28 protein-coding genes are annotated in these 24,616 nt (G+C 72.2%); 15 read left to right on the top strand and 13 right to left on the bottom strand.

Features of this window, described 5'->3' with window-relative positions:
- Nucleotides 1-64: 64 nt before the first annotated feature.
- Nucleotides 65-439, bottom strand: a complete 375-nt coding sequence (locus R8Z57_RS02380) for a hypothetical protein (protein WP_318352150.1) — start codon at nucleotides 437-439, stop codon at nucleotides 65-67.
- A gap of 110 nt (nucleotides 440-549) precedes the next feature.
- The gene (locus tag R8Z57_RS02375) at nucleotides 550-1,137 is read right to left on the bottom strand and encodes a DNA starvation/stationary phase protection protein (RefSeq protein ID WP_318352149.1); all 588 of its coding nucleotides are present in this window, start codon (nucleotides 1,135-1,137) and stop codon (nucleotides 550-552) included.
- A 178-nt stretch (nucleotides 1,138-1,315) separates the two neighbouring features.
- Here R8Z57_RS02375 and R8Z57_RS02370 point away from each other — a divergent pair, with 178 nt between their 5' ends.
- From R8Z57_RS02370 to R8Z57_RS02355, 4 genes are all read left to right on the top strand, one after another.
- Nucleotides 1,316-2,734 carry an amidase gene (locus R8Z57_RS02370; RefSeq protein WP_318352148.1) on the top strand — a complete coding sequence of 473 codons (1,419 nt, stop codon included), beginning with the start codon at nucleotides 1,316-1,318 and terminating at the stop codon, nucleotides 2,732-2,734.
- Nucleotides 2,735-2,883: 149 nt separating this feature from the next.
- Nucleotides 2,884-3,840, top strand: coding sequence for an SDR family oxidoreductase (locus R8Z57_RS02365; protein WP_318352147.1), 957 nt, complete (start codon nucleotides 2,884-2,886; stop codon nucleotides 3,838-3,840).
- A gap of 417 nt (nucleotides 3,841-4,257) precedes the next feature.
- A complete protein-coding gene (locus R8Z57_RS02360) occupies nucleotides 4,258-5,001 on the top strand; it encodes a sulfurtransferase (RefSeq protein WP_318352146.1) in 744 nt (247 codons plus the stop codon).
- Nucleotides 4,998-5,405: a DUF3054 domain-containing protein gene (locus R8Z57_RS02355; RefSeq protein WP_318352145.1), complete on the top strand. Its 408-nt coding sequence runs from the start codon at nucleotides 4,998-5,000 to the stop codon at nucleotides 5,403-5,405. The genes R8Z57_RS02360 and R8Z57_RS02355 overlap by 4 nt, the downstream gene beginning before the upstream one ends.
- Before the next feature lie 31 nt (nucleotides 5,406-5,436).
- Here R8Z57_RS02355 and R8Z57_RS02350 read toward each other — a convergent pair whose 3' ends face one another.
- From R8Z57_RS02350 to R8Z57_RS02325, 6 genes are all read right to left on the bottom strand, one after another.
- Nucleotides 5,437-5,751: a hypothetical protein gene (locus tag R8Z57_RS02350; RefSeq protein WP_318352144.1), complete on the bottom strand. Its 315-nt coding sequence runs from the start codon at nucleotides 5,749-5,751 to the stop codon at nucleotides 5,437-5,439.
- 105 nt (nucleotides 5,752-5,856) lie between these two features.
- Nucleotides 5,857-7,461 carry a hypothetical protein gene (locus R8Z57_RS02345; RefSeq protein WP_318352143.1) on the bottom strand — a complete coding sequence of 535 codons (1,605 nt, stop codon included), beginning with the start codon at nucleotides 7,459-7,461 and terminating at the stop codon, nucleotides 5,857-5,859.
- 155 nt (nucleotides 7,462-7,616) lie between these two features.
- A complete protein-coding gene (locus tag R8Z57_RS02340; protein WP_318352142.1) occupies nucleotides 7,617-8,531 on the bottom strand; it encodes an ABC transporter substrate-binding protein in 915 nt (304 codons plus the stop codon).
- 27 nt (nucleotides 8,532-8,558) lie between these two features.
- Complete coding sequence (locus R8Z57_RS02335) at nucleotides 8,559-9,284, bottom strand: ABC transporter permease (RefSeq protein ID WP_318352141.1); 726 nt, start codon at nucleotides 9,282-9,284, stop codon at nucleotides 8,559-8,561.
- A complete protein-coding gene (locus tag R8Z57_RS02330) occupies nucleotides 9,281-9,952 on the bottom strand; it encodes an ABC transporter permease (RefSeq protein ID WP_318352140.1) in 672 nt (223 codons plus the stop codon). Before R8Z57_RS02330 ends, R8Z57_RS02335 begins: the two co-directional genes overlap by 4 nt.
- Nucleotides 9,949-10,773, bottom strand: a complete 825-nt coding sequence (locus R8Z57_RS02325) for an ABC transporter ATP-binding protein (protein WP_318352139.1) — start codon at nucleotides 10,771-10,773, stop codon at nucleotides 9,949-9,951. Before R8Z57_RS02325 ends, R8Z57_RS02330 begins: the two co-directional genes overlap by 4 nt.
- A gap of 155 nt (nucleotides 10,774-10,928) precedes the next feature.
- Between R8Z57_RS02325 and R8Z57_RS02320 the strand changes: the two genes are divergently transcribed.
- Nucleotides 10,929-12,344, top strand: a complete 1,416-nt coding sequence (locus tag R8Z57_RS02320; protein WP_318352138.1) for an NAD(P)/FAD-dependent oxidoreductase — start codon at nucleotides 10,929-10,931, stop codon at nucleotides 12,342-12,344.
- Between the two features lie 30 nt (nucleotides 12,345-12,374).
- Here R8Z57_RS02320 and R8Z57_RS02315 read toward each other — a convergent pair whose 3' ends face one another.
- A complete protein-coding gene (locus R8Z57_RS02315) occupies nucleotides 12,375-12,983 on the bottom strand; it encodes a flavodoxin family protein (protein ID WP_318352137.1) in 609 nt (202 codons plus the stop codon).
- Nucleotides 12,984-13,186: 203 nt separating this feature from the next.
- On the opposite strand from R8Z57_RS02315, the gene R8Z57_RS02310 reads away from it, so the two are divergent.
- From R8Z57_RS02310 to R8Z57_RS02280, 7 genes are all read left to right on the top strand, one after another.
- Nucleotides 13,187-14,017: a DUF4397 domain-containing protein gene (locus R8Z57_RS02310; protein WP_318352136.1), complete on the top strand. Its 831-nt coding sequence runs from the start codon at nucleotides 13,187-13,189 to the stop codon at nucleotides 14,015-14,017.
- Nucleotides 14,018-14,127: 110 nt separating this feature from the next.
- On the top strand, nucleotides 14,128-14,679 hold the full coding sequence (locus tag R8Z57_RS02305; protein WP_318352135.1) for a class F sortase: 552 nt from the start codon (nucleotides 14,128-14,130) through the stop codon (nucleotides 14,677-14,679).
- 21 nt (nucleotides 14,680-14,700) lie between these two features.
- A complete protein-coding gene (locus R8Z57_RS02300) occupies nucleotides 14,701-15,264 on the top strand; it encodes an RNA polymerase sigma factor (RefSeq protein ID WP_318352134.1) in 564 nt (187 codons plus the stop codon).
- The gene (locus tag R8Z57_RS02295) at nucleotides 15,251-16,075 is read left to right on the top strand and encodes an anti-sigma factor (protein ID WP_318352133.1); all 825 of its coding nucleotides are present in this window, start codon (nucleotides 15,251-15,253) and stop codon (nucleotides 16,073-16,075) included. The genes R8Z57_RS02300 and R8Z57_RS02295 overlap by 14 nt, the downstream gene beginning before the upstream one ends.
- Nucleotides 16,076-16,122: 47 nt before the next feature.
- Nucleotides 16,123-16,617 (top strand): DUF427 domain-containing protein, encoded by a 495-nt coding sequence (locus R8Z57_RS02290; protein ID WP_318352132.1) that lies wholly within the window; start codon nucleotides 16,123-16,125, stop codon nucleotides 16,615-16,617.
- Between the two features lie 79 nt (nucleotides 16,618-16,696).
- Nucleotides 16,697-17,263, top strand: coding sequence for a PadR family transcriptional regulator (locus R8Z57_RS02285; RefSeq protein ID WP_318352131.1), 567 nt, complete (start codon nucleotides 16,697-16,699; stop codon nucleotides 17,261-17,263).
- A gap of 69 nt (nucleotides 17,264-17,332) precedes the next feature.
- Nucleotides 17,333-19,015 carry an ABC1 kinase family protein gene (locus R8Z57_RS02280; protein WP_318352130.1) on the top strand — a complete coding sequence of 561 codons (1,683 nt, stop codon included), beginning with the start codon at nucleotides 17,333-17,335 and terminating at the stop codon, nucleotides 19,013-19,015.
- Here R8Z57_RS02280 and R8Z57_RS02275 read toward each other — a convergent pair.
- On the bottom strand, nucleotides 18,954-19,727 hold the full coding sequence (locus tag R8Z57_RS02275; RefSeq protein WP_318352129.1) for a glycosyltransferase family 2 protein: 774 nt from the start codon (nucleotides 19,725-19,727) through the stop codon (nucleotides 18,954-18,956). The two genes, R8Z57_RS02280 and R8Z57_RS02275, sit on opposite strands and share 62 nt — an antisense overlap.
- A 192-nt stretch (nucleotides 19,728-19,919) precedes the next feature.
- Between R8Z57_RS02275 and R8Z57_RS02270 the strand changes: the two genes are divergently transcribed.
- From R8Z57_RS02270 to R8Z57_RS02260, 3 genes are all read left to right on the top strand, one after another.
- Nucleotides 19,920-20,825: an SDR family oxidoreductase gene (locus R8Z57_RS02270; RefSeq protein WP_378722452.1), complete on the top strand. Its 906-nt coding sequence runs from the start codon at nucleotides 19,920-19,922 to the stop codon at nucleotides 20,823-20,825.
- Nucleotides 20,826-20,932: 107 nt separating this feature from the next.
- Complete coding sequence (gene gnd, locus R8Z57_RS02265; protein WP_318352128.1) at nucleotides 20,933-22,024, top strand: phosphogluconate dehydrogenase (NAD(+)-dependent, decarboxylating); 1,092 nt, start codon at nucleotides 20,933-20,935, stop codon at nucleotides 22,022-22,024.
- Nucleotides 22,021-22,659, top strand: a complete 639-nt coding sequence (locus R8Z57_RS02260; protein WP_318352127.1) for a GyrI-like domain-containing protein — start codon at nucleotides 22,021-22,023, stop codon at nucleotides 22,657-22,659. The genes gnd and R8Z57_RS02260 overlap by 4 nt, the downstream gene beginning before the upstream one ends.
- Nucleotides 22,660-22,719: 60 nt before the next feature.
- Here the strand turns inward: R8Z57_RS02260 and R8Z57_RS02255 are convergent, their stop codons facing one another.
- The 3 genes from R8Z57_RS02255 to msrB all read right to left on the bottom strand — a co-directional run bounded on the left by R8Z57_RS02255 (nucleotide 22,720) and on the right by msrB (nucleotide 24,338).
- Nucleotides 22,720-23,175 (bottom strand): SRPBCC family protein, encoded by a 456-nt coding sequence (locus R8Z57_RS02255; protein WP_318352126.1) that lies wholly within the window; start codon nucleotides 23,173-23,175, stop codon nucleotides 22,720-22,722.
- Between the two features lie 126 nt (nucleotides 23,176-23,301).
- Nucleotides 23,302-23,856 carry a peptide-methionine (S)-S-oxide reductase MsrA gene (msrA, locus tag R8Z57_RS02250; protein WP_318352125.1) on the bottom strand — a complete coding sequence of 185 codons (555 nt, stop codon included), beginning with the start codon at nucleotides 23,854-23,856 and terminating at the stop codon, nucleotides 23,302-23,304.
- Entirely contained in the window at nucleotides 23,853-24,338 is a 486-nt protein-coding gene (gene msrB, locus R8Z57_RS02245; RefSeq protein WP_318352124.1) for a peptide-methionine (R)-S-oxide reductase MsrB, read from the bottom strand. Before msrB ends, msrA begins: the two co-directional genes overlap by 4 nt.
- Nucleotides 24,339-24,616 lie beyond the last annotated feature (278 nt).

Raw genomic sequence — 24,616 nt, 5'->3', positions numbered from 1 at the left:
TCGCGTGCGCGCGGCCGCGCCCTGGGGACGCGGCCGCGCGCATGGCCGGCTGACCGGCCGTGGATCAGAACAGCTGGCCGAGGATCAGGATCGCGATGAAGAAGGCCGCGACGATGCCGATGATGATCGCGAGGGTGCGCCCCGAGCGCTTCGCGACCGCCCAGCCGATGAGGAACGGGATCGCGAACAGGCCGATCGCGACGACCCACCAGAACGCGACATAGGCGCCGGTCGTCGCCTCTTCGAGGCGGCCGCCGAAGAGCTGCTGCGTCGCCGGGTGCGTCGCGAAGCGCACCGCGATGGAGATCGGGACCGCGAGGAAGACGAAGACGATGAGCCCGATGAGCGCCCCCCACAGCCCGGGGCTGCCGTTGCCGGCGAGGACACCCCCATGGAGTTCGGGTTCGGAGTGCCGCTGCTGCTGCTTGCCTGATGCCATGCGCATGAGCCTAGTGGCGGGCGCGATCGGCCCCGTAGCGCGTTCTGCGCGAAAAACGGCGCTGCCCGCCGGTCCGTGGGGAGGGGCGGGCAGCGTCAGGGCGCCAGGGATCACCGCTGCGGGGTGCGGTTCTCCGCGCTCACCATCCACGAGAGCTGCTCCACGCGCTCGAGGATGGCGTGGAGGATGTCGGCACTCGTGGGGTCTTCCTCGTCGACGTCGTCGTGCACGTCGCGACAGGTCGTGGCGACGGCATCCAGTCGCTCGGTCATCAGGTCGACGACCTCGGTCGTCGCGATCTCGCCCTGCGGGAACTCCGGCAGGGTCGTGGTCTGCGCCACCTCGTCGCTGCGGCCGTCCGGCAGCGCGTGCAGCGAGCGCATGCGCTCGGCGACGGTGTCGGCGAAGTCGCGCGCGGCCTCGATGATCTCGTCGAGCTGCAGATGGGTGTCGCGGAAGTTGCGGCCGACGACGTTCCAGTGCGCCTGCTTGCCCTGCAGCGACAGCTCGATGAGGTCGACGAGCACCTTCTGCAGGTTCTCGCTGAGGGATTCGGATGCCGTGAACCCGCGCTCCGCGTTCTGCTCGGGGGTGAGTTCGGCACCGGCACCGCCGCGCGCGGTGCGTCGCTTGTTCCCCGCCGAGCCGGCCGAGGAACTGCTCTTCGAGGTGGTCTTCTTCGCGGTCGTCGTCGCCACAATCGCTCCGTTTCCTGAATGAACCGCCGGCGGGGACCGGCCCGAGGGGATCCGCACTGCACCGGCTGATGAACCGACCGTAGCGACGGGTCGGTGTGCACACCCGGGGATTGCCCTCGGCTCTGCCGCGTGCTAGCGCTCGCGCGCGCGGGTGGGGGCGTGATGGGATGGGGGCGCCATGACCTCGCCGCACCCCGACCTGCCCGCCGCCGCGATCGCCACCGCCGTGCGCGCGGGGGAGGTGTCGGCGCAGGAGGTCGTCGATGCCCACCTCGCCCGCATCGACCTGGTGAACCCCGGCCTCAACGCGCTCACCGTCGTCTTCGCCGACCGTGCACGGGAGGCGGCCGCCCTCGTCGACGCCGCGGTGGCCGCCGGCCGCGACCCCGGCGCGCTCGCCGGTGTGCCGGTCTCGGTCAAGGAGAACATCGACCTCACGTGGTCGGCCACCACCAACGGCTGGCGCGGGCTCGCCGATGCGGTCCCGGCGCGGGACGCGACGATCGTGCGGCGGGTGCGCGAGGCCGGAGCAGTGCCGATCGGGCGGGGCAACATGCCGGATTTCGGCATGCGGTGGGACACCGACAACGACCTCTTCGGCCGCACGCTGAACCCCTGGGATCCCCATCGCAGCGCCGGCGGGTCGAGCGGCGGCGACGCGGTGGCCGTCGCCACCGGGATGAGCGCGCTCGGCCTCGGGAACGACTTCGGCGGCTCCCTGCGTCTCCCCGCGTACGCCGTCGGCGCGGTGGGCCTCAGGCCCTCGCGCGGCGCGGTTCCGCGCGCGGCGGTGGGCGACCATCCCGTCGCGCTGACGCTGCAGCAGTTCTCGGTGAACGGGCCGATCGGTCGCCGCGTCGACGACGTCGCCCTCGCGTTCGCGGTGCTGCGCGGATGGGATGCCGACGACCCGGTGTCGGGCGCAGCCCCGGCCACGCCCGGCGAACCGCTGCCGCGGCGCGTCGGCGTGGTGCGCTCCCCGGCCGGGTCGAGCGTCGACGCCGAGGTGGCCGCCGGTGTCGTCCGGGCCCGGGCTGCGCTCGCGGCCGCCGGGTGGGAGGTCGTCGACGTGGACGCGCCGCTGCTCGAGGAGGCGGCCGTGCTCTGGCGCCGGCTGTCGTGCACCGACATGCTCATCTCGCTCGATCCCGCTGCGCTGGGGCAGCCGCTGGGGCGGTCGGCCACCGACTTCCTGCGCGAGAGCACGGCGGCCGCCCGGCCCTACGAGACGGCGCGCGAGTATGCCGAAGCCTGGGCGCGACGTGCGGTGATCGCCGCCGCATGGCAGCGACTGCAGGCCGACGTGCCCGTGCTGCTCGGGCCTGTGACCGCGTCGCGGATGCGCGGGCCGGACTACGACCTCGGGGGAGCGGATGCCGCCGACACGGCGTGGCGCGACCTCTGGCTCACCGTCACGGTGAACTTCCTCGGCCTGCCGGCGCTCGCGCTGCCGACGGGCCCCGGCGCCGACGGGCTTCCCAGCGGGGTCCAGCTCATCGGCCCCCTGCACGGCGAGGAGATCGTGTTCGACGCGGGACGCGCGGTGGAGGCGGGCGTGCCCCGGCTGGGCCGTCCGCCCGTCCTGGGAGAGGCCTGAGGCCCCGGTCCCGCACGAAGAGTCCGCCGCTTCGCCCTCGGGACCCATGGCCGGAAGGCCCGGATGCCGCCATCATGGGACCGCAGTCGTTCCGCGTATCACCGGCATCCGTCATCCCTCCTTGCGGACGGAAGCCGAACGGAGGATCCATGTCTCGCACGCACGCGTCACCGGTCCTGCCCGATCTGCGCGGGCGGACGGCGCTCGTCACCGGTGCGAGCAGCGGGGTGGGCGTGGAGATCGCGCGCGGGCTCGCGGCGGCCGGCGCAGCGCTCGTGCTGCCCGTCCGGGATCGTGTGAAAGGCGAACGCGCGGCGCAGCGGATTCGCGCATCGGTGCCGGATCCCGCCGTCGACCTGCGCGAGCTCGACCTCGCTCGGCTGTCGTCGGTGCGGGCGCTCGCCGACGCGTTGCGGGCCGAACGCGCGCCGCTCGACCTCCTCGTGCTGAATGCCGGCATCGTCCTGCTCGGCGACCCCGAGCGACACGTCAGCGAAGACGGCTTCGAGCTGCACTTCCAGACGAACTTCCTCGCGCATTTCGCCCTTACGACGGCGCTGCTGCCGCTGCTGCGCGACCGACGCGCGCGGGTCGTCTTCCAGCTGAGCCTTGCAGCGGGCGTGTCCGAGATCCGCTGGAACGACCTCCAGAGCGCCCGCAGGTACACCCCGCTGCGCGCCTATGGCGCCTCCAAGGTCGCGCTCGGGCTGTTCGCGTGCGAACTGGCACGCCGCTCGGCCGCCGAGGGCGGCGGCGTGACGGTCGCGCTCAGCCACCCGGGCGTGGTGCCCGACACCGGGATGGCGCCGGCGCTGCGCGAGCGCCGCGCCGGGGGATCGTCGCACGCACTGGCGCAGCGCCTCGGCCACACGCCGGCCCAGGCCGCGCAGACGGCCCTCCTTGCAGCAGTGGCCGCTGTGCCGGCCGCACCGAGCGGACCGAACGTGGCGCCGCCCTTCTTCGGCCCGTCAGGGCTCCTCCACTTCGGCGGGGCCGCCGCCCGGCAACGGCCCTACCGCCGCATCGTCGACCGCGCGGACGGCGCGCGGATCTGGGACGTGGCGGAACAGCTTCTCGCGGCCCACGCCGACGCGCCCGCGGACTGATCCGCGCCGGCCCGGCTGGCGGGTCAGGGCATCGGGGTCTCGGGCGGCTGCGGGAACGACGGCTCCTCGGGGTGCGGGGCGAGCGGCTCCTCCGGCCACGGGGCGCCGGGCTCGGAAGGACCTGTCGGTTCCGCGGGGCCCGGCGACGGGGCGTCGGGTGACGGACCCCCGGGCGCAGGGGCTCCTGGCCGGGGCGGCACATCGCCCGGCGGCATCTCGCCGGGCATCGGCTCGGGAATCGTGGGGTCTGTCATGATCTCTCCCTGGGCTGAGACGGTGCCGGACGCACCGCGGGCATGCCCTCAGCCTCGTGCGCTCGGGAGCCGCTCGCGAGGCTCTTGACGGTCGCGCAGGGGCGGGCTAACGCGTCGACGGCTCCTGGACGGACGGGCGCCGGAGGCTCCGTAGGCTGGAGACGTGGCATCCGTTCTCAACATCTCGGCGTATCTGTTCACGCACATCGCCGACGCGGTGGAACTGCGGGCCGTGCTGCGCGAGCGCGCTGCGGCCGGCGGACTGAAGGGCACGATCCTGCTCGCCGAGGAGGGCATCAATCTCTTCCTGGCGGGCGACCCGCAGGCGGTGCGGGGATTCGTGGAGGCGCTGCGCGCAGACGCGCGGTTCGCGGCGCTGACGACCAAGGAGTCCTGGTCGGCCGAGCAGCCGTTCCGCCGGATGCTCGTCAAGGTGAAGCGCGAGATCATCCGCATGGATCACCCGACCATCCGGCCGGCAGACGGCCGCGCGCCCGCGGTGACCCCGCCGACGCTGCGCCGGTGGCTCGCGCAGGGAAGCGACGACGACGGCCGCGAGGTCGTGCTCCTCGACACCAGGAACGCGTTCGAGGTGGACTACGGGTCGTTCGACGGCGCTCTCGACTGGCGTCTCGAGAGATTCACGCAGTTTCCGGATGCCGCCACCGCCGCGGCGGCGGACCTCGCCGGCAAGACGGTGGTCAGCTTCTGCACCGGCGGCATCCGATGCGAGAAGGCCGCGATCTACCTGCGGGAGACGGGCGTCGACGCCTATCAGCTCGAGGGCGGGATCCTCGGCTACTTCGAGCACGTCGGCGGCGAGCACTGGAGCGGCGAGTGCTTCGTCTTCGACGAACGGGAGGCGCTGAGCCCCGGACTGGCGCCTCGCGAGCGGGAACGCGCATGACGTCGCCCGAGGCCGCGCGGCCTGTCGCGCGTCGCACATCGCCCGGCGCGCGCGCCGTCGTGGCCGCGCTCGCGATCGACATCGCGTTCGTGATCGCGTTCGCGGCCATCGGCCGGGCCAGCCACGATTCCGATGTCTGGGCGGGACTCTGGCAGACGGCGTGGCCGTTCCTCGCGGCGCTCGGCGCGGGCTGGATCGTCACCCTCGCGTGGCGTGCGCCGTCGGCGCCGCTGCGCACCGGACTCGGCGTGTGGGCGGTGACGGTCGCGGGCGGCATGCTCCTGCGGGCGACGTCGGGGCAGGGGACGGCGCTGCCGTTCATCGTCGTCGCGACCCTGACCCTGCTTCTGGCCCTTGTCGGCTGGCGGGTGGTCGCCGCGATCGTGAGACGCGTCCGACGCTGACGCTGAGCGGGGCGCGGGGCTCGGCGTCCCGTCAGCGCTCGCCGGCCCGGCGGGCGGGACGCAGGCCCGTCTCGATCACGATCCGGTTGCCGTCGATCACGCCGGGGCCGTCGCCGGGCAGCGGGGCGGGCGCCGGAACGATCTGCTCGGCCTCGCGTACGGCACGCGCGGTCTCGGCGCTCGGGTAGAAGAACTCCTCCACCCCGAGCAGTCCACCCGACGAGTGCGCGGGGGCCTCGCCGCGACCGCGGCGGCGGTGGGTGTCGAACGCGAACCAGAGGAAGTACACCGGCAGCGCGATGAGCAGGCCGACGAAGGTCCACACCATCACCTCGCCCACGAGCATGGTTCAGCGTACGTCGCGGTGCCGCCTGCGGGCATCCCCCTCTCGACGGAGATCGCGGCGGCGGAGGATTCCGGATGCCTCGGCCCGAGGCATCCGGAATCCCCGTCATCGATGCGCCGACACCTCGAGCGTGACGTCCGCCGGAAGCTCGTTCCAGAACCAGGTCTCGAATGCGACGGGGGTGCCGTCGCCCGGGACCGCGTCGACCCAGTCCTGGGACGCCGCGACGATCGTGCCGGCTGCGTCTCGTGCGAGGGTCTGGACGACGACGAACTCCTGGTCGTCGGCGAAGTGGCCGCTCACCGTGCCGGTGACGGTGTAGCCGTCGGACTCGGCCACGACGTCGTCGATCGTGAAGGAGCCGACCTCGGCACCCGGCAGGAGGGTGGCCTCGGAGGCTTGAGGAAGATCGACCTGGATGTCGGCGATCTCGTCGTCGCCGATGTCGTACACGGTGCCGACGAGCACGGTGCGCCCCGGCAGCAGGGCGGCGAACTCCGGCGAAGTCTCGATCGGCGCGCCGTCGGCTCCGATCAGGTGCACGTCGAAGTAGGTGTCGAAGACGTAGTCGGGGTTGGGGTTGTCGAGCACCACCGCGTACCACCAGCTGTCGTCGGACTCGGGCCCGAACGCGATCTCCGTCACGGTGGCCGGCAGGGGCGGGGCGAACTCGGCGCCGGGTTCGGGCTCGCCGTCGGCCCCGGGAGCGGCGAGGCCCGGGCTGCGGTAGCCGCCGTCCTCGTCGTCCAAGCCCCAGCTGCCGCCGTCATCGCCGGAGGAGCTGCCCGCGCCGGCGAAGGCGCCGAAGACGGCGGCGAGGCCGACGACGATCGAGAGGAGCCCTCCGACGATCGACAGCACCAGCGCCGTGATGCTCAGGCCCTTGCCGCCCTGGGTCCTGCTGATCAGCGCGATGAGCGAGATCACGAAGGCGGCGAAGAGCATCAGGAACCACACCCAGCCCAGGCCGAACCCTGCGGCCGCGCCGCCGAGCAGTGCCGGGAGCAGACCGATCAGGGTCCCCGCGCCGGCGAGCGCGAGCGCCGTGATCGCGAGGGTCTTCGGGCGCGTGTCGGGGCCGCCCGTGGGGGCAGCGCCCTGCCCGCCGGGATACGTCGGCCCGCCGGGATTCGTCAGGCCGCCCGGGTAGGCAGACCCGCCGGGGTGGACCGGCCCACCGGGATACGTCGGCCCGCCCGGGTAGGCCGGGCCGCCCGGGTAGGCGGCCCCGGCAGCAGGGGCGCTGGGCGTGCGGGCGTACGGGGGCAGCGAGTACGCGTGCGCCGCGGCCTGCTGCTCCGCGGTCGTCGCCGCGCCGGCAGCTGCAGCGGGGGTGGGAGATGCCGCGTGCGCACCGGGTGGCAGCACGTAGGCGGTGGGCGGCGCGTACTGCGCCCCGGGCGCGGCAGAGGGCGGGATCGCGGCATCCGCGCCCGTCGGCACCGCGTACCCGACGGGAGCCGCGTAAGGCCCGGATGCCGGCGCGCCGCCCGACGTGGCGCCGGGCACCGCGTACGACGGCACGGCGTAGCCGGCCCCGTCGACGACGGGTCCGGTGGGTGCGGGCGCGTCAGCGGGGGCCGCGCCGGTCGTCGCCGGGTCGCTGGACGCACTCGGATCCGGTGCCGCGGCGGGCTCGGGCGCGGGGGCCGGGTCGGGAGCGGCGTCGGGGGAGTCGCCGGGTGCGTCCGGGGGGAGGGGAGCGGACATGCGGTTCCTGTTCTGCGAGGGAAGCGTCTGCCCCAACCTAACGAACCGCGCACCCCGGCCCCGGGAGGAGCGGCTTCTGTGGAGACGAAGAGCGGCGCCTCCCCTGCGGCCCACAAGGGCCCGCAGGGGAGGCGCCGAACGTGACGCGCGTCGGGTCAGTTCAGGCCGTTCTCCGTCAGCCAGTCCGCGGCGATGTCTTCCGGCGAGCGCTGGTCGACGGTCGACTGCACGTTCAGCGCCACGAGCCCGTCGGGCGTGAGCGCCGCGCTCACGGCGTTGTTCACGTCGGCGATCTCGTCGGCGACGTCGGCGTTCACGACGGGCACCACGTTCGACGCGAGGAACAGACCCTCCGGGTCTTCGAGGGTGACGAGGTCTTCGGTCTCGATGCGCGGGTCGGCGCTGTAGACGTTCGCGACCTGGATGTTGCCGGCGACGAGCTCTTCGACGGTGGTGTCGGCGGTCGCGTTGAAGGAGACCGTGACGCCGTAGAGGTCCTGCAGGCCCGTCGGGCCGTACGGGCGCTCCTCGAGCTCGGGCGCGCCGCCCAGCACCAGTCCTTCGATGCCGGCCAGGTCGCCGATCGAGGTGAGTCCGTTCTCCTCGGCGAACGAGGCCGTGACGTTGTACGAGTCCTGGTCGGTGGCCGGCGACTGGTCGAGCACCGTGAGGCCGTCGGGGAGCGCCTCTTGCAGGGCCGCGTAGACGTCGTCGGACGTCGTGGCCGTCGTGTCGGCGTCGAAGTACTGCAGCAGGTTGCCGGTGTACTCCGGGAACAGGTCGATCGAGCCGTCCTCGAGCGACGGCATATAGGCGTCGCGCTGGCCGATGTTGAAGTTGCGCTCGACCTCGAAGCCGTTCGCCTCGAGCGCCTGCGCGTAGATCTCGGCGATGATCTCGTTCGAGTAGTACGCCTGCGACCCGATGACGATCGTCGACGAGTCGCCGCCGCCCGCGGGTTCGGTGCTGTCGCCGGTGAGCGGGTCGCTCGAGGCGCAGCCGGCGAGGGCGAGCGCGGCGACGGCGGTGCCGGCCAGCGCCAGGGACAGTCGGGTGCGTGTGATGGACATTGTCGTACCTCCGGATGGTGGTGGGGATCAGCGGGAGACCTGCGGGACGGGCACGGGGGCGCGCGAGAGACGGGCGGCGCGCACGCGCGGCCCGTCGGTGCGCGGCACGGCGAAACGGGCGAGGAGCGCGAAGAGCCCGTCGAGCGCGAGGGCGAGCGCGACGACGACGATCGAAGCGCCGAGGATCTCGACGAAATCGCGGAGTCCGATGCCCTGGAGGATGAAGAATCCGAGGCCGCCCACGCCGATGTAGGCGCCGATGGTCACCGTGGCGACCACTTGCAGCGTGGCGGAGCGGAGTCCGCCGATGAGGAGTGCGAGTCCGAGCGGCATCTCGATCCGGAACAGGATCTGCCACTCGGTCATTCCCATCGCGCGACCTGCGTCGATGACGGTGCGGTCGATGGCCTCGATGCCGGCGTAGGCTCCGGCGAGGATGGACGGGATCGCCAACACCACGAACGCGACGACCGCCGCCTCGGTCTTGAAGGTGACGCCGAGCAGGAGCGACAACAGCACGACCAGGCCCAGCGCGGGAAGGGCGCGGGCGGCGCCCGAGAGGAAGACCGCGATCTCTCGGCCACGTCCGGTGTGGCCGATGAGGTAGCCGATGGGAATGGCGATCGCGGCGGCGATGGCCACGGAGCCGAAGGTGAACGCGAGGTGCTGCGCGATGGCAGTGGGCAGGGGCAGCGAGCCCGTGAGTCTCGCGGGCGAGAAGATCCAGGCGAAGGCCTCGGCGAGAAGATTCACGCGGTCACCACCCGGGGCTGGGTCACTCGACGGGGCATGGTGCGTCGGGTCCAGGGCATGAGGGCTCGTCCTGCCAGCATGAGCAGCGCGTCGATGACGAGGGCGATGATCACGACGGCCACGACGCCCGCGAAGACCTCCGCGATGATGCGGCGCTGCGACCCGTTGGTGAACAGGTAGCCGAGGTTCTCGACGCCGATGAGTGCGCCGACGGTCGCGAGCGAGATGGTCGACATCGCGGTCACTCGCAGGCCGGACAGCACGACAGGCCCGGCCAGCGGGAAGTCCACCGTCCAGAACCGTCGCCATGATCCGAACCCGACCGCGACCGCCGCGGAGCGGGTCACCGCATCGACCGAGGCGAGGCCGTCCGTCACCGAGCGGGTCATGATCGCGACGGCGTAGATCGTGAGCGCCACGACGAGGTTGAGCTCGGAGAGATAAGGCACGCCGAAGAGCGTCAGCAGTGCGAACAGCGCGAACGACGGGATCGTGTACAGGAGCCCGATGAAGGTCAGCACCGGGCCGCGCAGCTTCGTGTAGCGGAAGGCCGCCCAGCCGATCGGCACCGACAGCGCGAAGCCGGCGACGATCGCGATGATGCTCTGTCGCAGGTGGTCGACGGTCAGCGCGCCGATGAGGTCGAGGTTGTCGAGCACCCAGTTCATGACTGCTCCTCGACCAGCACTCCCTGCGTGCGCCCTGCCCCGTCGACGAGCACGGCGCCGCGATCGGTCCGCTTGACGCGAAGCGCGCGGGCGCCGCGGTCGGCGCCGATGAACTCTGCGACGAAGTCGTCGGCGGGGTTCTCGATGATCTCGCTCGGGCTGCCGACCTGCGCGATGTGCGCGCCCTTTTGAAGGATGACGACCTGGTCGCCGAGCAGGAACGCCTCGTCGATGTCGTGCGTCACGAAGACGATGGTCTTGTCGAGCTCGCGCTGCAGCCGGATGGTCTCGGTCTGGAGCTCTTTGCGCACGATCGGGTCGACCGCGCCGAACGGCTCGTCCATCAGCAGGATGTTGGGATCCACGGCCAGCGCCCGGGCGACGCCGACCCGCTGCTGCTGGCCGCCCGAGAGCTGACTCGGGTAGCGCTTGGCGAGCGTGCGGTCGAGTCCGACGACGTCCATCAGCTCGAGCGCCCGCGCGCGCGCCTGCTCACGACGCACGCCGTTCAGCACCGGGACCGTCGCGATGTTGTCGACCACCGAGAAGTGGGGGAGGAGGCCTGCGTTCTGCAGCACGTAGCCGATGCCGCGCCGGAGCTTCACCGGGTCGCGGTCGGCGATCGGGTCGTCGTCGATCGTGATCACTCCGCCGGTCGGCTCGACGAGCCGGTTGATCATGCGCAGCAGCGTCGTCTTTCCGCACCCCGACGACCCCACGAGCACCGTGGTCTTGTGGGCGGGGATGGTGAGGGAGAAGTCGTCGACAGCGAGGGTGCCGTCGGCGAACCGTTTGGAAACCGCGCGGAATTCGATCGCCATGCTGTCCTTTCGGCGGAGACCCCAGAAAACCACAGGTCCCCGACATCCCGCCCGATTTGCCGGAAACCTTGACTCGAAACGTGATCTGTGCGGGGTTCGGCGCCCGCCGGGGAACGGATTGCCCGCGCGTCCCCGGCGGTCGATACCGTGGGCGCATGAGCAGACGCGAATACGACCTGGTCGTCATCGGGGCCGGCCCCGTCGGGGAGAACGTGGCCGATCGGGCGACGCAGGGCGGCCTGCGGGTAGCGATCGTCGAGTCGGAGCTCGTCGGCGGCGAATGCTCGTACTGGGCGTGCATGCCGTCGAAGGCGCTGCTGCGGAGCGCGGGCGCGCTGCGCGCGGCGCGCGACGTCGACGGCGCCCGGCAGGCCGTCACCGGCACAGTCGACGTGGCCGCGACTCTCCGCCGGCGTGACGCCGTCGTCCACGAGTGGAACGACTCCTCGCAGGTGGAGTGGCTGCAGGGCGCCGGCATCGACCTGGTGCGCGGACACGGCAGGCTCACGGGCGAGCGCGAGGTCACGGTCGACGGCGCCGACGGCGAGGCCACCGTCCTCGTCGCGCGGCACGCGGTCGCCGTGTGCACGGGCACCGCCGCGCTGCTCCCCGACATCCCGGGTCTCCGCGACGCACAGCCGTGGACGAGCCGCGACGCGACGGGTGTGCGCGAGGTCCCGGCATCCCTCGCCATCCTCGGCGGCGGCGTCGTCGGCAGTGAGATGGCGACCCTCTTCACGGGGTTCGGCGTGGAGGTGACCGTCATCGCGCGGTCGGGCCTCCTCGGCGGGGTGGAGCCCTTCGCCGGGGAGGCGGTGGCGAAGGCGCTGACGGATGCCGGCGCCCGCGTCCGCTCGGGCGTCGAGGTCGAGCGGGTGGAGCGCCGGTCGGATCAGGTGGTCCTGACACTGTCGGACGGCTCGGAGGTCAGCGCGGCCGAGGTGCTCGTCGCGACCGGGCGCGTCCCGCGCACCGGCGACATCGGGCTCGAGACCATCGGACGGGAACCGGGCGGCTGGCTCGACGTCGACGACACCCTGCGCGTGCGCGGGACCGACTGGCTGTACGCGGTGGGCGATGTCAACCATCGCGCGCTGCTGACGCACCAGGGCAAATATCAGGCCCGTGCGGCGGGCGACGTCATCGCCGCGCGTGCCCGGGGCGGCGAGGTCGACGACGCGCCGTGGGGTCGCCACGTCGCGACCGCCGACCACGCCGTCGTGCCGCAGGTCGTCTTCACCGACCCGGAGGTGGCGGCGGTCGGCCACACCGCGAAGTCGGCGCAGGCGGCGGGCATGGGCATCCGCGTCCTCGACTACGACCTGTCGTGGCTCGCCGGCGCGAGCACGTACGCCGACCACTATCGGGGGCAGGCGCGCGCGATCGTCGACGACGAGCGCGGGGTGCTGGTCGGGGCGACCTTCGTCGGGCCGGACGTCGCCGAGATGCTCCACGCCGCGACGGTCGCGATTGTCGGCGAGGTGCCGCTGCACCGGCTGCGCCACGCGGTGCCGTCGTACCCGACGCTCAGCGAGGTGTGGCTGCGGTGGCAGGAGGAGTACGGCGCCTGACGCGCCGACCCACCCGCACCGACCGCGCTGTCACTGCGGCGGGGCGGGGTACGGGCGCTCGCGCAGCAGCGTGGCGAGATGCGCGGCATTGCGCGCGAGCGTCGCGGTCGTCGACGCGACCTTCTCGGGCGTCTGGGGAAGGTCCTTGTAGTCGGTCTTCTGCATCGCCTCGCCGTTCCAGTACACCCCGCCCTGCGAGGGGATGCTGAAGCCGACGTCGCCGAGCGCCTGGTACAGGTCGGCGGTGATGGCGTGGGCGCCGTCCTCGTTGCCGACCACGACGGTCACCGCGACCTTGCCGGCCAGGAGCGCCCGGCCCTCGTCGTCGGTCTCGGACAGCTCCGCGTCCAAGCGCTCCAGCGCCCGCTGCGCGACGCTCGAGAGGTGGCCCATCCAGGTCGGGGTGGCGAAGACGAGGATGTCGCTCGCGAGCACCTTCTCGCGGATCTGCGGCCACTGGTCGCCGTCGCCCATGTCGGCCTGCACGCCCGGCTTCACGTCGAAGTCGACGACGCGCACCTGCTCGCCGGTGACGTCGTGCTCGGCGAGGGCGTCGAGCACCTGCTGGGCGAGGAGCTCCCCGCTGGACTCGGCGGGGGAGGGCTTCAGGGTGCAGTTGAGTACGAGTGCGCGGAGCATGTCGGATCCTTTCGCTCCCGTCGCACGCTACGTATCGCGCCTCGGAAAGCGCGAGGGGTTGACACTGCGAGGCCGCGATGGATGAAGGCGGATGCCGGTGCCTCGCGCAGAACTTCCGCCTTGGTGCATCCATCCCGGCGTATGCAGCGGAATGCATCTTCACAGGGCGGCGAAACGACCGCCCCTTCATGAGGAGGAAGACAGTGCGCAAGACAGCAGCCGCCGGTCTGGCCATCGGCATGATCGCCGCACTCGGGTTCGCGGCGCCCGCATCGGCCGCGACAGGCACGTCCGCGCAGCTCTCGGTGCTGCACGGCATCCCCGACACCCCCGTCGACGTCTACGTCAACGGCGAGCTGACGCTCGACGACTTCCAGCCGGGCGACCTCGCCGGGCCGCTCGAGCTGCCGGCCGGCGACTACGAGGTGGCGCTCACCGCCACCGACGCCGCCGACGCCAGTGCTCCCGTGCTGGGCCCCGCCACGCTCACCCTCGCGGCAGGGATGAACTACACCGCGGTGGCCCACCTGACCGCGGAGGGTCAGCCCGGTCTGAACCTGTTCACCAACGACACGGCGGCCACGGCGGCCGGCGAGGGCCGCCTCACGGTCCGTCACGTCGCTGCGGCTCCCGCGGTGGACGTGCTCGCCGGGGGCACCCCGGTCATCGAGGACCTGACGAACCCGAACGAGGCGACGCTGAACCTGCCGGCCTCGACGGTCTCGGCATCCGTCGCCCTCGCCGGAGAGACCACGCCGGTGCTCGGCCCGACCGACGTGCAGATCCAGGACGGCGTGCTGACGATCCTCTACGCGTGGGGGAGCGCCGAAGAGGGCAACCTCGCCATCGCCGCGCAGACGGTGTCGGGCCTGCACTCGAACCCGGGCGGCGTGCCCTCCGGCTCAGCCGGGTACCTGGCCGAGCGCGACAACGCGACCGCGCTCCTGCTCATGGGCGCCGCCGGGGCGCTCGCCATCGCGCTCGCCGCGGGCACGGCTGTCGCCGTCCGCGCACGTCGCGGAGCGCAGCGCTGATGACCCGGGGCACGCCGCGAACCGGCCGGTGGGGGCAGTCGATGGTCTCGGCTCTCACCCTCACGGCTCTCGCGGCGTGCCTCGCGGGCTGCGCGGCCGTGGGAGCGGGGGTGACAGCGCCGACCCCCAGCGGCGCGTCGTCCGCCCCACCCCCCGCTCCCACTCCGGCTGTGCAGGTGCCGGTGTCGCCCGCGACGCCGGCCGCGCCCGTCGACGCCGTCGCGCCGGTGCGGGTGCGCATCGACGCCATCGGCGCCGATCTCCCGGTGACCGGTGTGGGCGTCGAGCCGAGCGGCCAGATGGAGCTGCCGGTGGATCCCGCCGTCGCCGGCTGGTACCGGTTCGGACCTGACGCGGCCAGCACCGCCGGGCACATCATGCTGGCCGCCCACGTCGATGCGCCGGGATACCCGATCGGCCCCCTCGCGCGCCTGCGGGACATCCCCGCGGGCGCGCCGGTGACGCTGGAGGCCGCGGACGGCACCGCCCGTGCGTACGCGGTCGAGTCGGTCACCTTCTACGAGAAGACCGCGCTCCCCACAGCAGAGCTGTTCGCCCGCGACGGCGCACCGGCGCTCGTCATCATCACGTGCGGCGGCCCCTTCGACCCCACGACCGGTCACTATCGCGATAACGTCGTCGCCATCGCGCGACCTCGATGACGCCAGAAGCGGAGAGAGACAGTGCAGACGGATGCCGACCCCGATGCCGAAGCGCAGCTGAACGCGCGCTTCGTGGCCGGCGATGAAGCGGCCCTCGCGGAGGTGTACCGGCGGTGGTCGCCGGTGGTCTTCACCCTCGCGCTGCGATCGCTCGGCGACCGCGGCGACGCCGAGGACGTCACGCAGCGCACCTTCGTCTCGGCGTGGACGTCGCGGGCCTCGTACGACGCGCGCAAGGCGCGGCTGTCGACCTGGCTCGTCGCCATCGCCCGGCGGCGCATCGCCGACACGCACGAGTCGCGGGCGAAGATCCGCGCGATCCAGGCGGAGATGGAGCGGGTGACCTCGCCCGACGACCTGGTGCGGGAGCCGCCCGACCTGTCGGAGACGCTCCTCGTCGCCAACGAGCTGCAGCAGCTCGAGCCCGACGCCCGCGCCGTGATGCGGCTGGCGTTCTACGACGACCTGACCCACGACGAGATCTCGCGGCGGCTCAACATGCCGCTGGGTACCGTGAAGAGCCATATCAGGCGAAGCCTCATGCGCATGCGCGACCGATTGGAGGTGACCCGTGTCGCACCTTGACCCCGAGCAGCTCGCCCTGCTCGCGATGGGCGAACCCGTCGCGTCCGAGGCGGAGCGCGCTCACCTCGCCTCGTGCCCCGCGTGCACGGCCGAGATGACGCAGCTGACCCACGCCGTCGTGGTGGGCCGCTCGACCATGGACGAAGCCGACCTCGACACCCCGCCCGCACGGGTGTGGGGGCGCATCCATGACGAGCTCGGCCTCGGTGAGGCGGTCGTCGCCGATCCGCTGGCGCCCGCCGGCGTGGCCTCCACGGCGGAGCCGGCCGATGATCCCGATGCGCTCTCGGAGGGAGCACCCGATCCGGCGGCCGCAGCCGCCGAGATCGCACCCGCTCGCCCGGCGGAGGCCGCACCGGACCGTCGCCGGCGCCGCTCGGCGCGGAGGCTGTGGGTGCTCGCGGCCTCCCTCGTCCTCGTGGCCGTCGTGGGCGCGGGGGCATGGGTCGGCATCTCGTCGAGCCTCGCGCCGGTGTCGATCGCGAGCGCGTCGCTGGACGCCTTCCCGTCGCATCCGACGGCGGTGGGCACCGCCGAGATCGACGAGTCCCGCGACGGCGAGCGCACCCTCACCGTCACGCTGGAGGGGGACGCCGAATCGGACGACTACCGCGAGGTGTGGCTGATCCGCAACGACGGGCAGGCGCTCATCAGCCTGGGGGTGCTCGAAGGGGCCGCGGGCTCGTTCCCCATCCCGGCCGGCATCGACCTCACCGAGTACGACCTGGTCGACATCTCGTTCGAGCCGATCGACGGCGACCCGAACCATTCCGGCGACTCCATCGTCCGCGGGCAGCTGAGCTTCGCCTGACGGCGGGCGCGCGAACCCGTCCCCGCCTCACCCCGGAAGGAGAACACATGCGACCACAGCGCGATCCGGTCGGCGCCGGCCAGGAATCGGTGTGGGACTATCCGCGCCCGCCCCGTGTCGAGAGGGTCGATCGGCGGGTGCGGATCGAGCTCGGCGGGCGGCCGATCGTCGACACCGCCGACGTCGTCCGGGTGCTCGAGACGAGTCATCCGCCGGTCTACTACCTCCCGATCCCGGCGTTCGCCGACGGGGCGCTCACCTCTGGAGCGGGCTCGTCGTACTGCGAGTTCAAGGGCGGGGCCCGCTACTTCGACGTGCGGGGCGGCGACGAGGTGCGCCCCCGCGCGGCGTGGACCTACCCGGACCCCCGCCCGGGTTTCGAAGAGCTTGTCGGCCGGGTCGCGGTTTACGCGCAGGGAATGGACGCGTGCAGCGTCGACGGGGTGCCGGTCGTGCCCCAGCCGGGCACCTTCTACGGAGGCTGGATCACGCCCGAGATCGTCGGACCGTTCAAGGGCGTCCGGGGATCGATGGGGTGGTGAGGATGCCGAAGGCCTTGTGTAGCGATATATCGCTATGTATCGTCGGGCTATCGGAAGGCAGTCGTCAGAGGAGGTCGTCATGAGCGGCTCATTCACGGGGGATCCGTTCGGTCCACGACACCGCGGTCAGGGGGCCGGCATTCCCGGCAGTCTCTGGGATGCGATGGACCAGCTGCGAGACGCGTTCGAGCAGAAGTTCTCGCCGCGCATGGCGCGCGGCGACGTGCGCGCCGCGGTGCTCGCGATCCTCGCGGAGAAGCCGATGCACGGCTACCAGATCATCCAGGAGATCGAGACGCGCAGCGACGGCGCGTGGAAGCCGAGCCCGGGCTCGGTCTATCCGACGCTCCAGATGCTCGCCGACGAGGGGCTCATCGTCGCGGAGGAGTCCGGCGGGAAGAAGACGTACTCGCTGACCGAGGCGGGCCGCGCCGAGGCAGGCGCCGAGGGTGCGCGATCCGCGCCCTGGGAGTCGTTCGGCGCGAAGGACTCCGGCCGGGTGAGCGATCTTCCCAAGGCCGGCGCGAAGCTCGCGCAGGCAGCGGCCCAGGTGGGCCGCGGGGGAACGCCGGAGCAGGTGCGGCAGGCGGTCGACGTGCTGGACGAGGCGCGTCGTAAGCTCTACTCGATCCTCGCCCAGGACTGACTGCCGCTGCCGGACGCCTGCCGGACGCCTGCCCGAGGATCCGGGGCTCCCGTGATCTGAGGAGAATCGATGGCCGACGTCGCCGGTCCGCGCGCGCGTTATCGCCGGATCCTGCGCTTCGCCGGGCGCTACATGGTGCAGGCGTGGTGGTATGAGCTCTTCCTGCCGCGCATCGGGCTCGCCGCCGTCGCGGCCCGGGGCCGCGCGCGGCGGCTGCGCACCCTCGCACGGAACTTCCACGGCCTGGCCGTCGAGCTCGGCGGACTCATGATCAAGGTGGGGCAGTTCATGTCGTCCCGCCTCGACGTGCTGCCGCCCGAGATCACGAAGGAGCTCGAAGGGCTCCAGGACGAGGTCCCGCCCGTCGACTTCGCCGCGATCCGCGCGCTCGCCGAGGCGGAGCTCGGCGTCGACCTCGACCGCGCCTACGAGTGGGTCGACGCCGAGCCGCTGGCCGCGGCATCCCTCGGCCAGGCGCACCGGGCCCGGCTCACGGCCGCCGACGCCGCCGAGACCGGGTTCGCCGACGTCGTCGTCAAGGTGCAGCGGCCGGGCATCGACGCGATCGTCGACGTCGACCTGGCGGCCCTGCGCAGGGTGGCCGGATGGCTGCGCCGCGTGCGGGTGGTGCGCGAGCACGTCGACCTGCCGGCGCTCCTCGAGGAGTTCGCCGCGACGAGCCGTGAGGAGATCGACTACCTCCACGAGGCCCGCAATGCCGAGCGGTTCGCCGAGAACTTCGCCGGCGACGGACGCGTGGCCGTGCCCGAGGTCGCGTGGGAGCGCACCACGCGGCGGGTGCTCACTCTCGCCGACGTGACGGCCATCAAGATCAACGACGTCGACGGCCTCCGCGCCGCGGGCATCGACCCGTCGCAGGTGGCCACCGCGTTCGCCAACGTGATGTTCGACCAGCTGTTCGTCGACGGCTACTTCCACGCCGACCCGCACCCCGGCAACATCTTCGTCACCCCGGTTGACGGCGCCGCGCCGGGGGAGCGGGCGTTCACGCTCACCTTCATCGACTTCGGCATGATGGGCGAGGTTCCCGACGGACTGCGCCGCAACCTGCAGCGCCTCATCATCGCGGTCGCCGCCCGCAACAGCCGGCAGATGATCGAGAGCATTCGCGCCCTGGGAGTGCTGCTGCCCTCGGCCGACACCGCCGAGCTGGAGCGGGCGATGACCGCCCTCTTCGCCCGCTTCGGCGGCATGGGCTTCGCGGAGCTGAAGGACGTCGACCCGCGGGAGTTCCGCGACTTCGCGGTGCAGTTCGGCGACGTGATGCGCGCGCTGCCGTTCCAGCTGCCGGAGAACTTCCTCCTCATCGTGCGCGCCGTCTCGCTCACCTCGGGCATGTGCAGCTCGCTCGACCCCGCCTTCAACGTGTGGGACGCGGTGGAGCCCTACGCCGCGCAGCTCCTGCGCGACGAGCGGGGCAACGCCGCGCAGGCGGTCGCCGCCGAAGCGGCCGCCATGGCGGGCATCGTGGCGCGGCTGCCGCGGCGGCTCGACGACCTCGTCACCAAGATCGACGACGGCCGGCTCGCCGTCGACACGCCGCGCCTCGATCAGCGCCTGCGGGCCCTCGAGCGCACGAGCCGCCGCATCGTCTCGGCGGTGCTCTTCGCCGGCCTCTTCATCGGGGGCGGCGTCCTCGTGCTGCAGGCGCCGGTGTTCGGCTTCGTGCTCATGGGCGTCTCGGCGCTGCCGCTGCTGCACGCCGTGTTCGCCGGCTTCGGACGGCGCTGAGCAGGGCCAGGCGCGTCCACCGCACCGGCGGGAAGTCCGCCGGCCAGTGGACGACCACGGTGCGGAACCCGCGCAGCACGCGGCGGGCGAAGCTGCGGCCGCTTCCGAAGGGCCGCATCGAGATGCCCATCGCCGGCCCGCGCAGGAGGCGGATGCGGCCGCGTCCGCCGAGGTGGAACGCGAGATCGAGATCGTCGTGGAGCTCGGGATCATCCCGGTGGACCGTCGAGCGGATGCCGCGCCACGCGCCGGCCCGCATCCCCATGTTCGACCCGAACAGCGGGAGGTGGCCGAGCGTCGCCGTCGCGACCGCCCCGTAGGCGCCGAGATACGCCGCAGCCAGCGGCGTCCGGAGCGCGGGCGGACCGTCGATGAAGCGCGCACCGCCCACGAACGCCGCCACGTCGCGGCGGGAGGCGAAGGCCGCGACCATCGCCTCGACCCACCTCTCGTCGGGCACGCAGTCCGCGTCCAGGCGCAGCAGCACGTCGCCCGTCGCGGCGTCGTAGCCGCGAGCGCTCGCCGCCGGGATGCCCGGCGCCTCGCACCGGACCACGCGGACACCGGCGGCGCGGGCGACGGCGGCCGAGGCATCCGTCGATCCGTTGTCGACGACGACCACCTCGTCGGGCGGTCGCGACTGCCCGCGCAGGGCGCGCAGGCAGCGGGCGAGCTCGGTGTCGTCGTCCTTGACGGGGATGACGACCGACACCGTCAGCGCGTCGGCGGGGACGTGGGCGATGGGTGCCTCCTCGGTCGGGGTGCTGCCAGTGTGCGGGAGCGAACCCCGCGCGCGAGAGGGACTTGACCGCCGCGGGACGCGTGAGTATCCGGCCGCCGTATCGATCCGGCCGCGCGGGCGCAACCCCGGAGCGCGCGTGCCGGGGCCTGCCTACCGTGAGGCATGGCTACCGACAAGCGCGACCAGTACACGTTCACCAACCCCGCTGAGATGTACGCCGGCTTCGATCCGAAGAAGCAGCACCAGCCCGAGCCGGGGCTGGATGCCGAGCTCGAGCCCCGGGCCGACCTCGGCGAGGAGACCTACCGCGGCACGGGGCGGCTCACCGGGCGCAAGGCGCTCATCACCGGCGCCGACTCGGGCATCGGTGCGGCGACGGCGATTGCCTTCGCACGCGAGGGTGCCGACGTCGCGATGTCGTACCTGCCCGAGGAGGAGAAGGACGCGCAGCGCATCGCCGGGATCCTCCAGGACGCCGGGGTCACGGCGCTCACGCTCCCGGGGGATCTGCGCGACGCCGGCTACTGCCGCGATCTCGTGGCCCGCGCCGTGGAGGGGCTCGGCGGGCTCGACATCGTCGTCAACAACGGCGGCAAGCAGATCTTCCACGAAGACCTCGCGACCCTCGACGACCAGCAGTTCGACGACACCTTCAAGACGAACGTCTACGCGATGTTCTGGATCACCAAGGCCGCGCTCCCGCACTTGCGCCCCGGCTCGACGATCATCAACACCACCTCGATCCAGGCGTACCAGCCGTCGGAGATCCTCGTGGACTACGCCTCGACGAAGGCGACGATCAACGCCTTCACGAAGGCGCTCGCGCAGCAGCTCGCGCCGAAGGGCATCCGCGTGAACGCGGTCGCCCCGGGACCGATCTGGACGCCGCTGCAGGTGACCGACGGGCAGCCGCAGGAGAAGATCGAGAGCTTCGGCGAGCAGACTCCGCTGGGCCGCGCCGGGCAGCCCGCCGAGCTGGCGCCCGCCTATGTGTTCCTCGCCTCGGCGGAGTCGAGCTACGTCGCCGGGGAGACGCTCGCGGTCACCGGCGGATCGCCGACACCCTGACGCCGGGTCGGCGCGTCAAGACCCTGGTGAACGCGTCCGGGGGCGTCCCTAGAGTGGAGGACGGGGCGTCCCTGCGGCGCGCCCGACCGAGGAGCGGAGGAACGGCGATGCAACTGGGAATGGTGGGCCTCGGCCGGATGGGCGGCAACATCGTCCGGCGATTGATGCGGGACGGCCACGAGTGCGTCGTGTACGACGTGAGCGCCGATGCCGTCGCGGGCCTCGCCTCCGAGGGCGCCGTCGGCGCCTCGAGCCTGGCCGACCTGGTGTCGAAGCTCGAGGCGCCGCGTGCGGTCTGGCTGATGATCCCCGCGGGTCTCACCGGCAAGGTGGTCGACGAGGTGGCCGCACTTCTCGAGCCCGGCGACATCGTGATCGACGGCGGCAACTCCAACTACCGCGACGACGTCCGGCGGGCCGCCGCGCTGCAGAGCACCGGCGTGCACTACGTCGACGTCGGCACGAGCGGCGGCGTGTTCGGCCTCGAGCGGGGCTACTGCCTGATGGTGGGCGGGCCCGATGAGGCGTTCCGCCGCATCGAGCCGGTGCTGCGCACCATCGCGCCCGGCGGTGGCGCGGTCGAGCGCACGCCGGGCAGGTCGGGCGACCTCGCCCCGGAGGAGCTCGGGTATCTGCACTGCGGCCCGTCCGGTGCCGGGCACTTCGTGAAGATGGTGCACAACGGCATCGAATACGGCGTGATGGCGGCGCTCGCCGAGGGCCTCAACATCCTCGAGCACGCCGACGCCGGCGTGCAGGAGGCGGAGCACTCGGCAGAGGTCGCCCCGCTGGAAGAGCCCGAGTTCTACCAGTTCACGATCGACACGCCCAAGGTCGCCGAGCTGTGGCGGCGCGGGTCGGTGATCTCGTCCTGGCTGCTCGACCTCACGGCCGCCGCGCTCCACGGCAATCCGACCCTCGACGGGCTCGCCGGGCGCGTCTCGGACTCGGGCGAGGGGCGCTGGACGGTGAAGGCGGCCGTCGACACCGGCGTGCCGGCGCCGGTGCTCGCCGCGTCGCTCTTCGAGCGGTTCGCGTCGCGCGACGAAGACCACTTCGCCAACCAGGTGCTGTCGGCGATGCGCCTGCAGTTCGGCGGTCACCAGGAGCTCCCCGCGGGCGACGTGCTCGAGGCGGGTGCGCGCAAGGCCGAGTCGTCGGGCCGCGGTCAGTCCCGCACGGCGGACGACGGCTCGTGACGAACGCGGATCCCAAGACGAAGGCGGATCTGAAGAAGACGATCGCGGCGTACACCGCGCCGAAGGGGTCCTTCGAGATCGTCGACGTGCCGCCGCTGCGCTACCTGATGGTGGACGGCCACGGCGATCCGAACGTGGCGAGCGACTACCGCGACGCGGTCGCGGCGATCTTCGGCGTCGCGTACACGCTCAAGTTCCTGAGCAAGCGGGAGCTGGGCCGCGACTACGTCGTCATGCCGCTCGAGGGCCTGTGGTGGTCGGACGACATGGCGACCTTCACCACGGAGCGCGACAAGTCGCGGTGGAGCTGGACGATGATGAGCCTCGTCCCCGCGTGGATCCATGACGACCACCTCGAGCGCGCCCGCCGGGCCGCCGCCGAGAAGGCGGCTTCCGCCGCCGTCGGGCTGCTGCGGTGGGAGGAGCTCTCAGAGGGCCTCTGCGTGCAGACGCTGCACCTCGGCTCGTACGACGACGAGGCGCCCGTGCTCGCCGACATGCACGAGCGCTTCATCCCCGGCGAAGGGCTGCGCATGCGGGGCCGCCACCACGAGATCTACCTCGGCGATCCGCGCCGCACCGCGCCCGAGAAGCTGCGGACGATCCTCCGCCAGCCCGTCGAACGCGTCGGGTGACCCCTGGACGACGGATGCCGCACCCTGAACGGGTCGCGGCATCCGTCATCACGTCTTGTGTCAGCGCGGGACGTCGCCGCGCCAGGCGCCCGTCTCTCGCGGGGCCTTCTCGATGAACTCCTTGAAATTCTCGAGATCCTTCTTGACCGCGTGCTTTCCGGCGCCGACGAGCGAGCCGAGCTTCTCGATGGCGTCGGTCGGCTCCCAGTCGATCTGGGCCGTGACGCGGGTCTTGTGGTCGTCGAGCTTGTGGAAGGTCACCACGCCGGCGTGCGCGGTCTCGCCGCCGGTGCTGCGCCACGCCACGCGCTCGTCGGGGTGCTGCTCGGTGATCTCGGCGTCGAACTCGCGCTCGAACGGCCCCACCTTCACCTTCCAGTGGGTGTGCGTGTCGTCGAGCTGCGTGATCGACTCGACCTCGTCGAGGAAGCTCGGGAAGCTCTCGAACTGCGTCCACTGGTTGTAGGCCATGGAGATGGGAACGTCGACGTCGATGGTCTCGATGATCTGACTCATGACTCCAGCGTGCGTGCCGGCACCGCTGCATCGCATCCCCTTGACGTGAGCGCCGCGGGCATCTAGACGCGAAGACGACGGATGCCGCGATCCGGCCGGGTCGCGGCATCCGCTCCTCGCTCGTGCTTATGCCGTCGCGTCGGCGCGCTTGGGCAGCACCCATCCCGCGCGCGGGAAGTGGCAGGTGTACCCGTTGGGGATGCGGAGCAGGTAGTCCTGGTGCTCGGGCTCGGCCTCCCAGAACGGACCCTCGGGCTCGATCGTGGTGACGGCCTTGCCCGGCCACAGCCCGGACGCGTCGACGTCGGCGATCGTGTCGCGGGCGACCTGCTCCTGCTCGGGGGAGAGCGGGAAGATGGCCGACCGGTAGCTCGAGCCGATGTCGTTGCCCTGGCGGTTCAGGGTCGACGGGTCGTGGATCTGGAAGAAGAACGCCAGGATGTCGCGGTACGTGGTCTTGGTGGGGTCGAAGACGATCTCGACCGCCTCGGCGTGACCGGGGTGCTTGCGGTAGGTCGCGTGCGCGTTCTCGCCGCCGGTGTAGCCGACACGTGTGCCGAGCACGCCGGGCTGGCGGCGGATGAGGTCTTCCATGCCCCAGAAACAGCCGCCGGCGAGGACCGCCGTCTCGGTGCCGGGGGTGCGGGTGATCTCTCCGGTGTCGAAAGGACCGCTGGTCATGATGCGTGCTCCTGGTTCTGGGACTCGTCCCGGTTGAGGTTCTCGAAGAGGTGACGGTAGGCGCCGTAGCCCTCGCCCTCGAGCGACGAGGCGGGCACGAAGCGCAGTGCGGCCGAGTTCATGCAGTATCTCAGGCCGCCGGTCTGCCGGGGGCCGTCGGGGAAGACGTGGCCGAGATGGCTGTCGGCGCCCGACGAGCGCACCTCGGTGCGCGGCAGCAGCAGCTTCCAGTCCTTCTTGGTCGAGACGGCGTCGGGCTCGATGGGCCGAGTGAAGCTCGGCCAGCCGGTTCCGCTGTCGTACTTGTCGGCCGACGAGAAGAGCGGCTGGCCCGACACGACGTCGACGTAGATGCCGGGCTCGTGGTTGTTCCAGTACGCGTTGCGGAAGGCAGGCTCCGTGCCGTCCTCCTGCGTGACGCGGTACTGGGTGTCGGTGAGGCGGCTGAGGGCCTCGGGGGTCTTGCGGTAGTCGTTGCTCACGATCTCCTCCGGTTCGCCGCCGCTGGCTGCGGCGTCACAGAGAAAAACCGCCGCCCCGTCGGATTTGGTCCCGCGAACCTGGGAGCGAGCTTCGAGTTCCCGGCGCGCGGGCGTCCCCGGTCGCGTCGCCGCAAGGTCGGAGATCTGCGGCGACTCGGGGGGATCCGCCCTTGGCGGTCCGATCCGAGGGTGATCTCCGACATCGTGGCGCGCGGCGGGGGCGCCCGTCGCGTCGCCGCAAGGTCGGAGATCGGCGGCGACTCGGGGGGATCCGCCCT

This window comes from Microbacterium sp. M3, assembly GCF_033548675.1.
Classification (GTDB): domain Bacteria; phylum Actinomycetota; class Actinomycetes; order Actinomycetales; family Microbacteriaceae; genus Microbacterium; species Microbacterium arthrosphaerae.
Note: the sequence above shows the minus strand (reverse complement) of the source record. Positions and strands in the feature narration are given on the sequence as shown.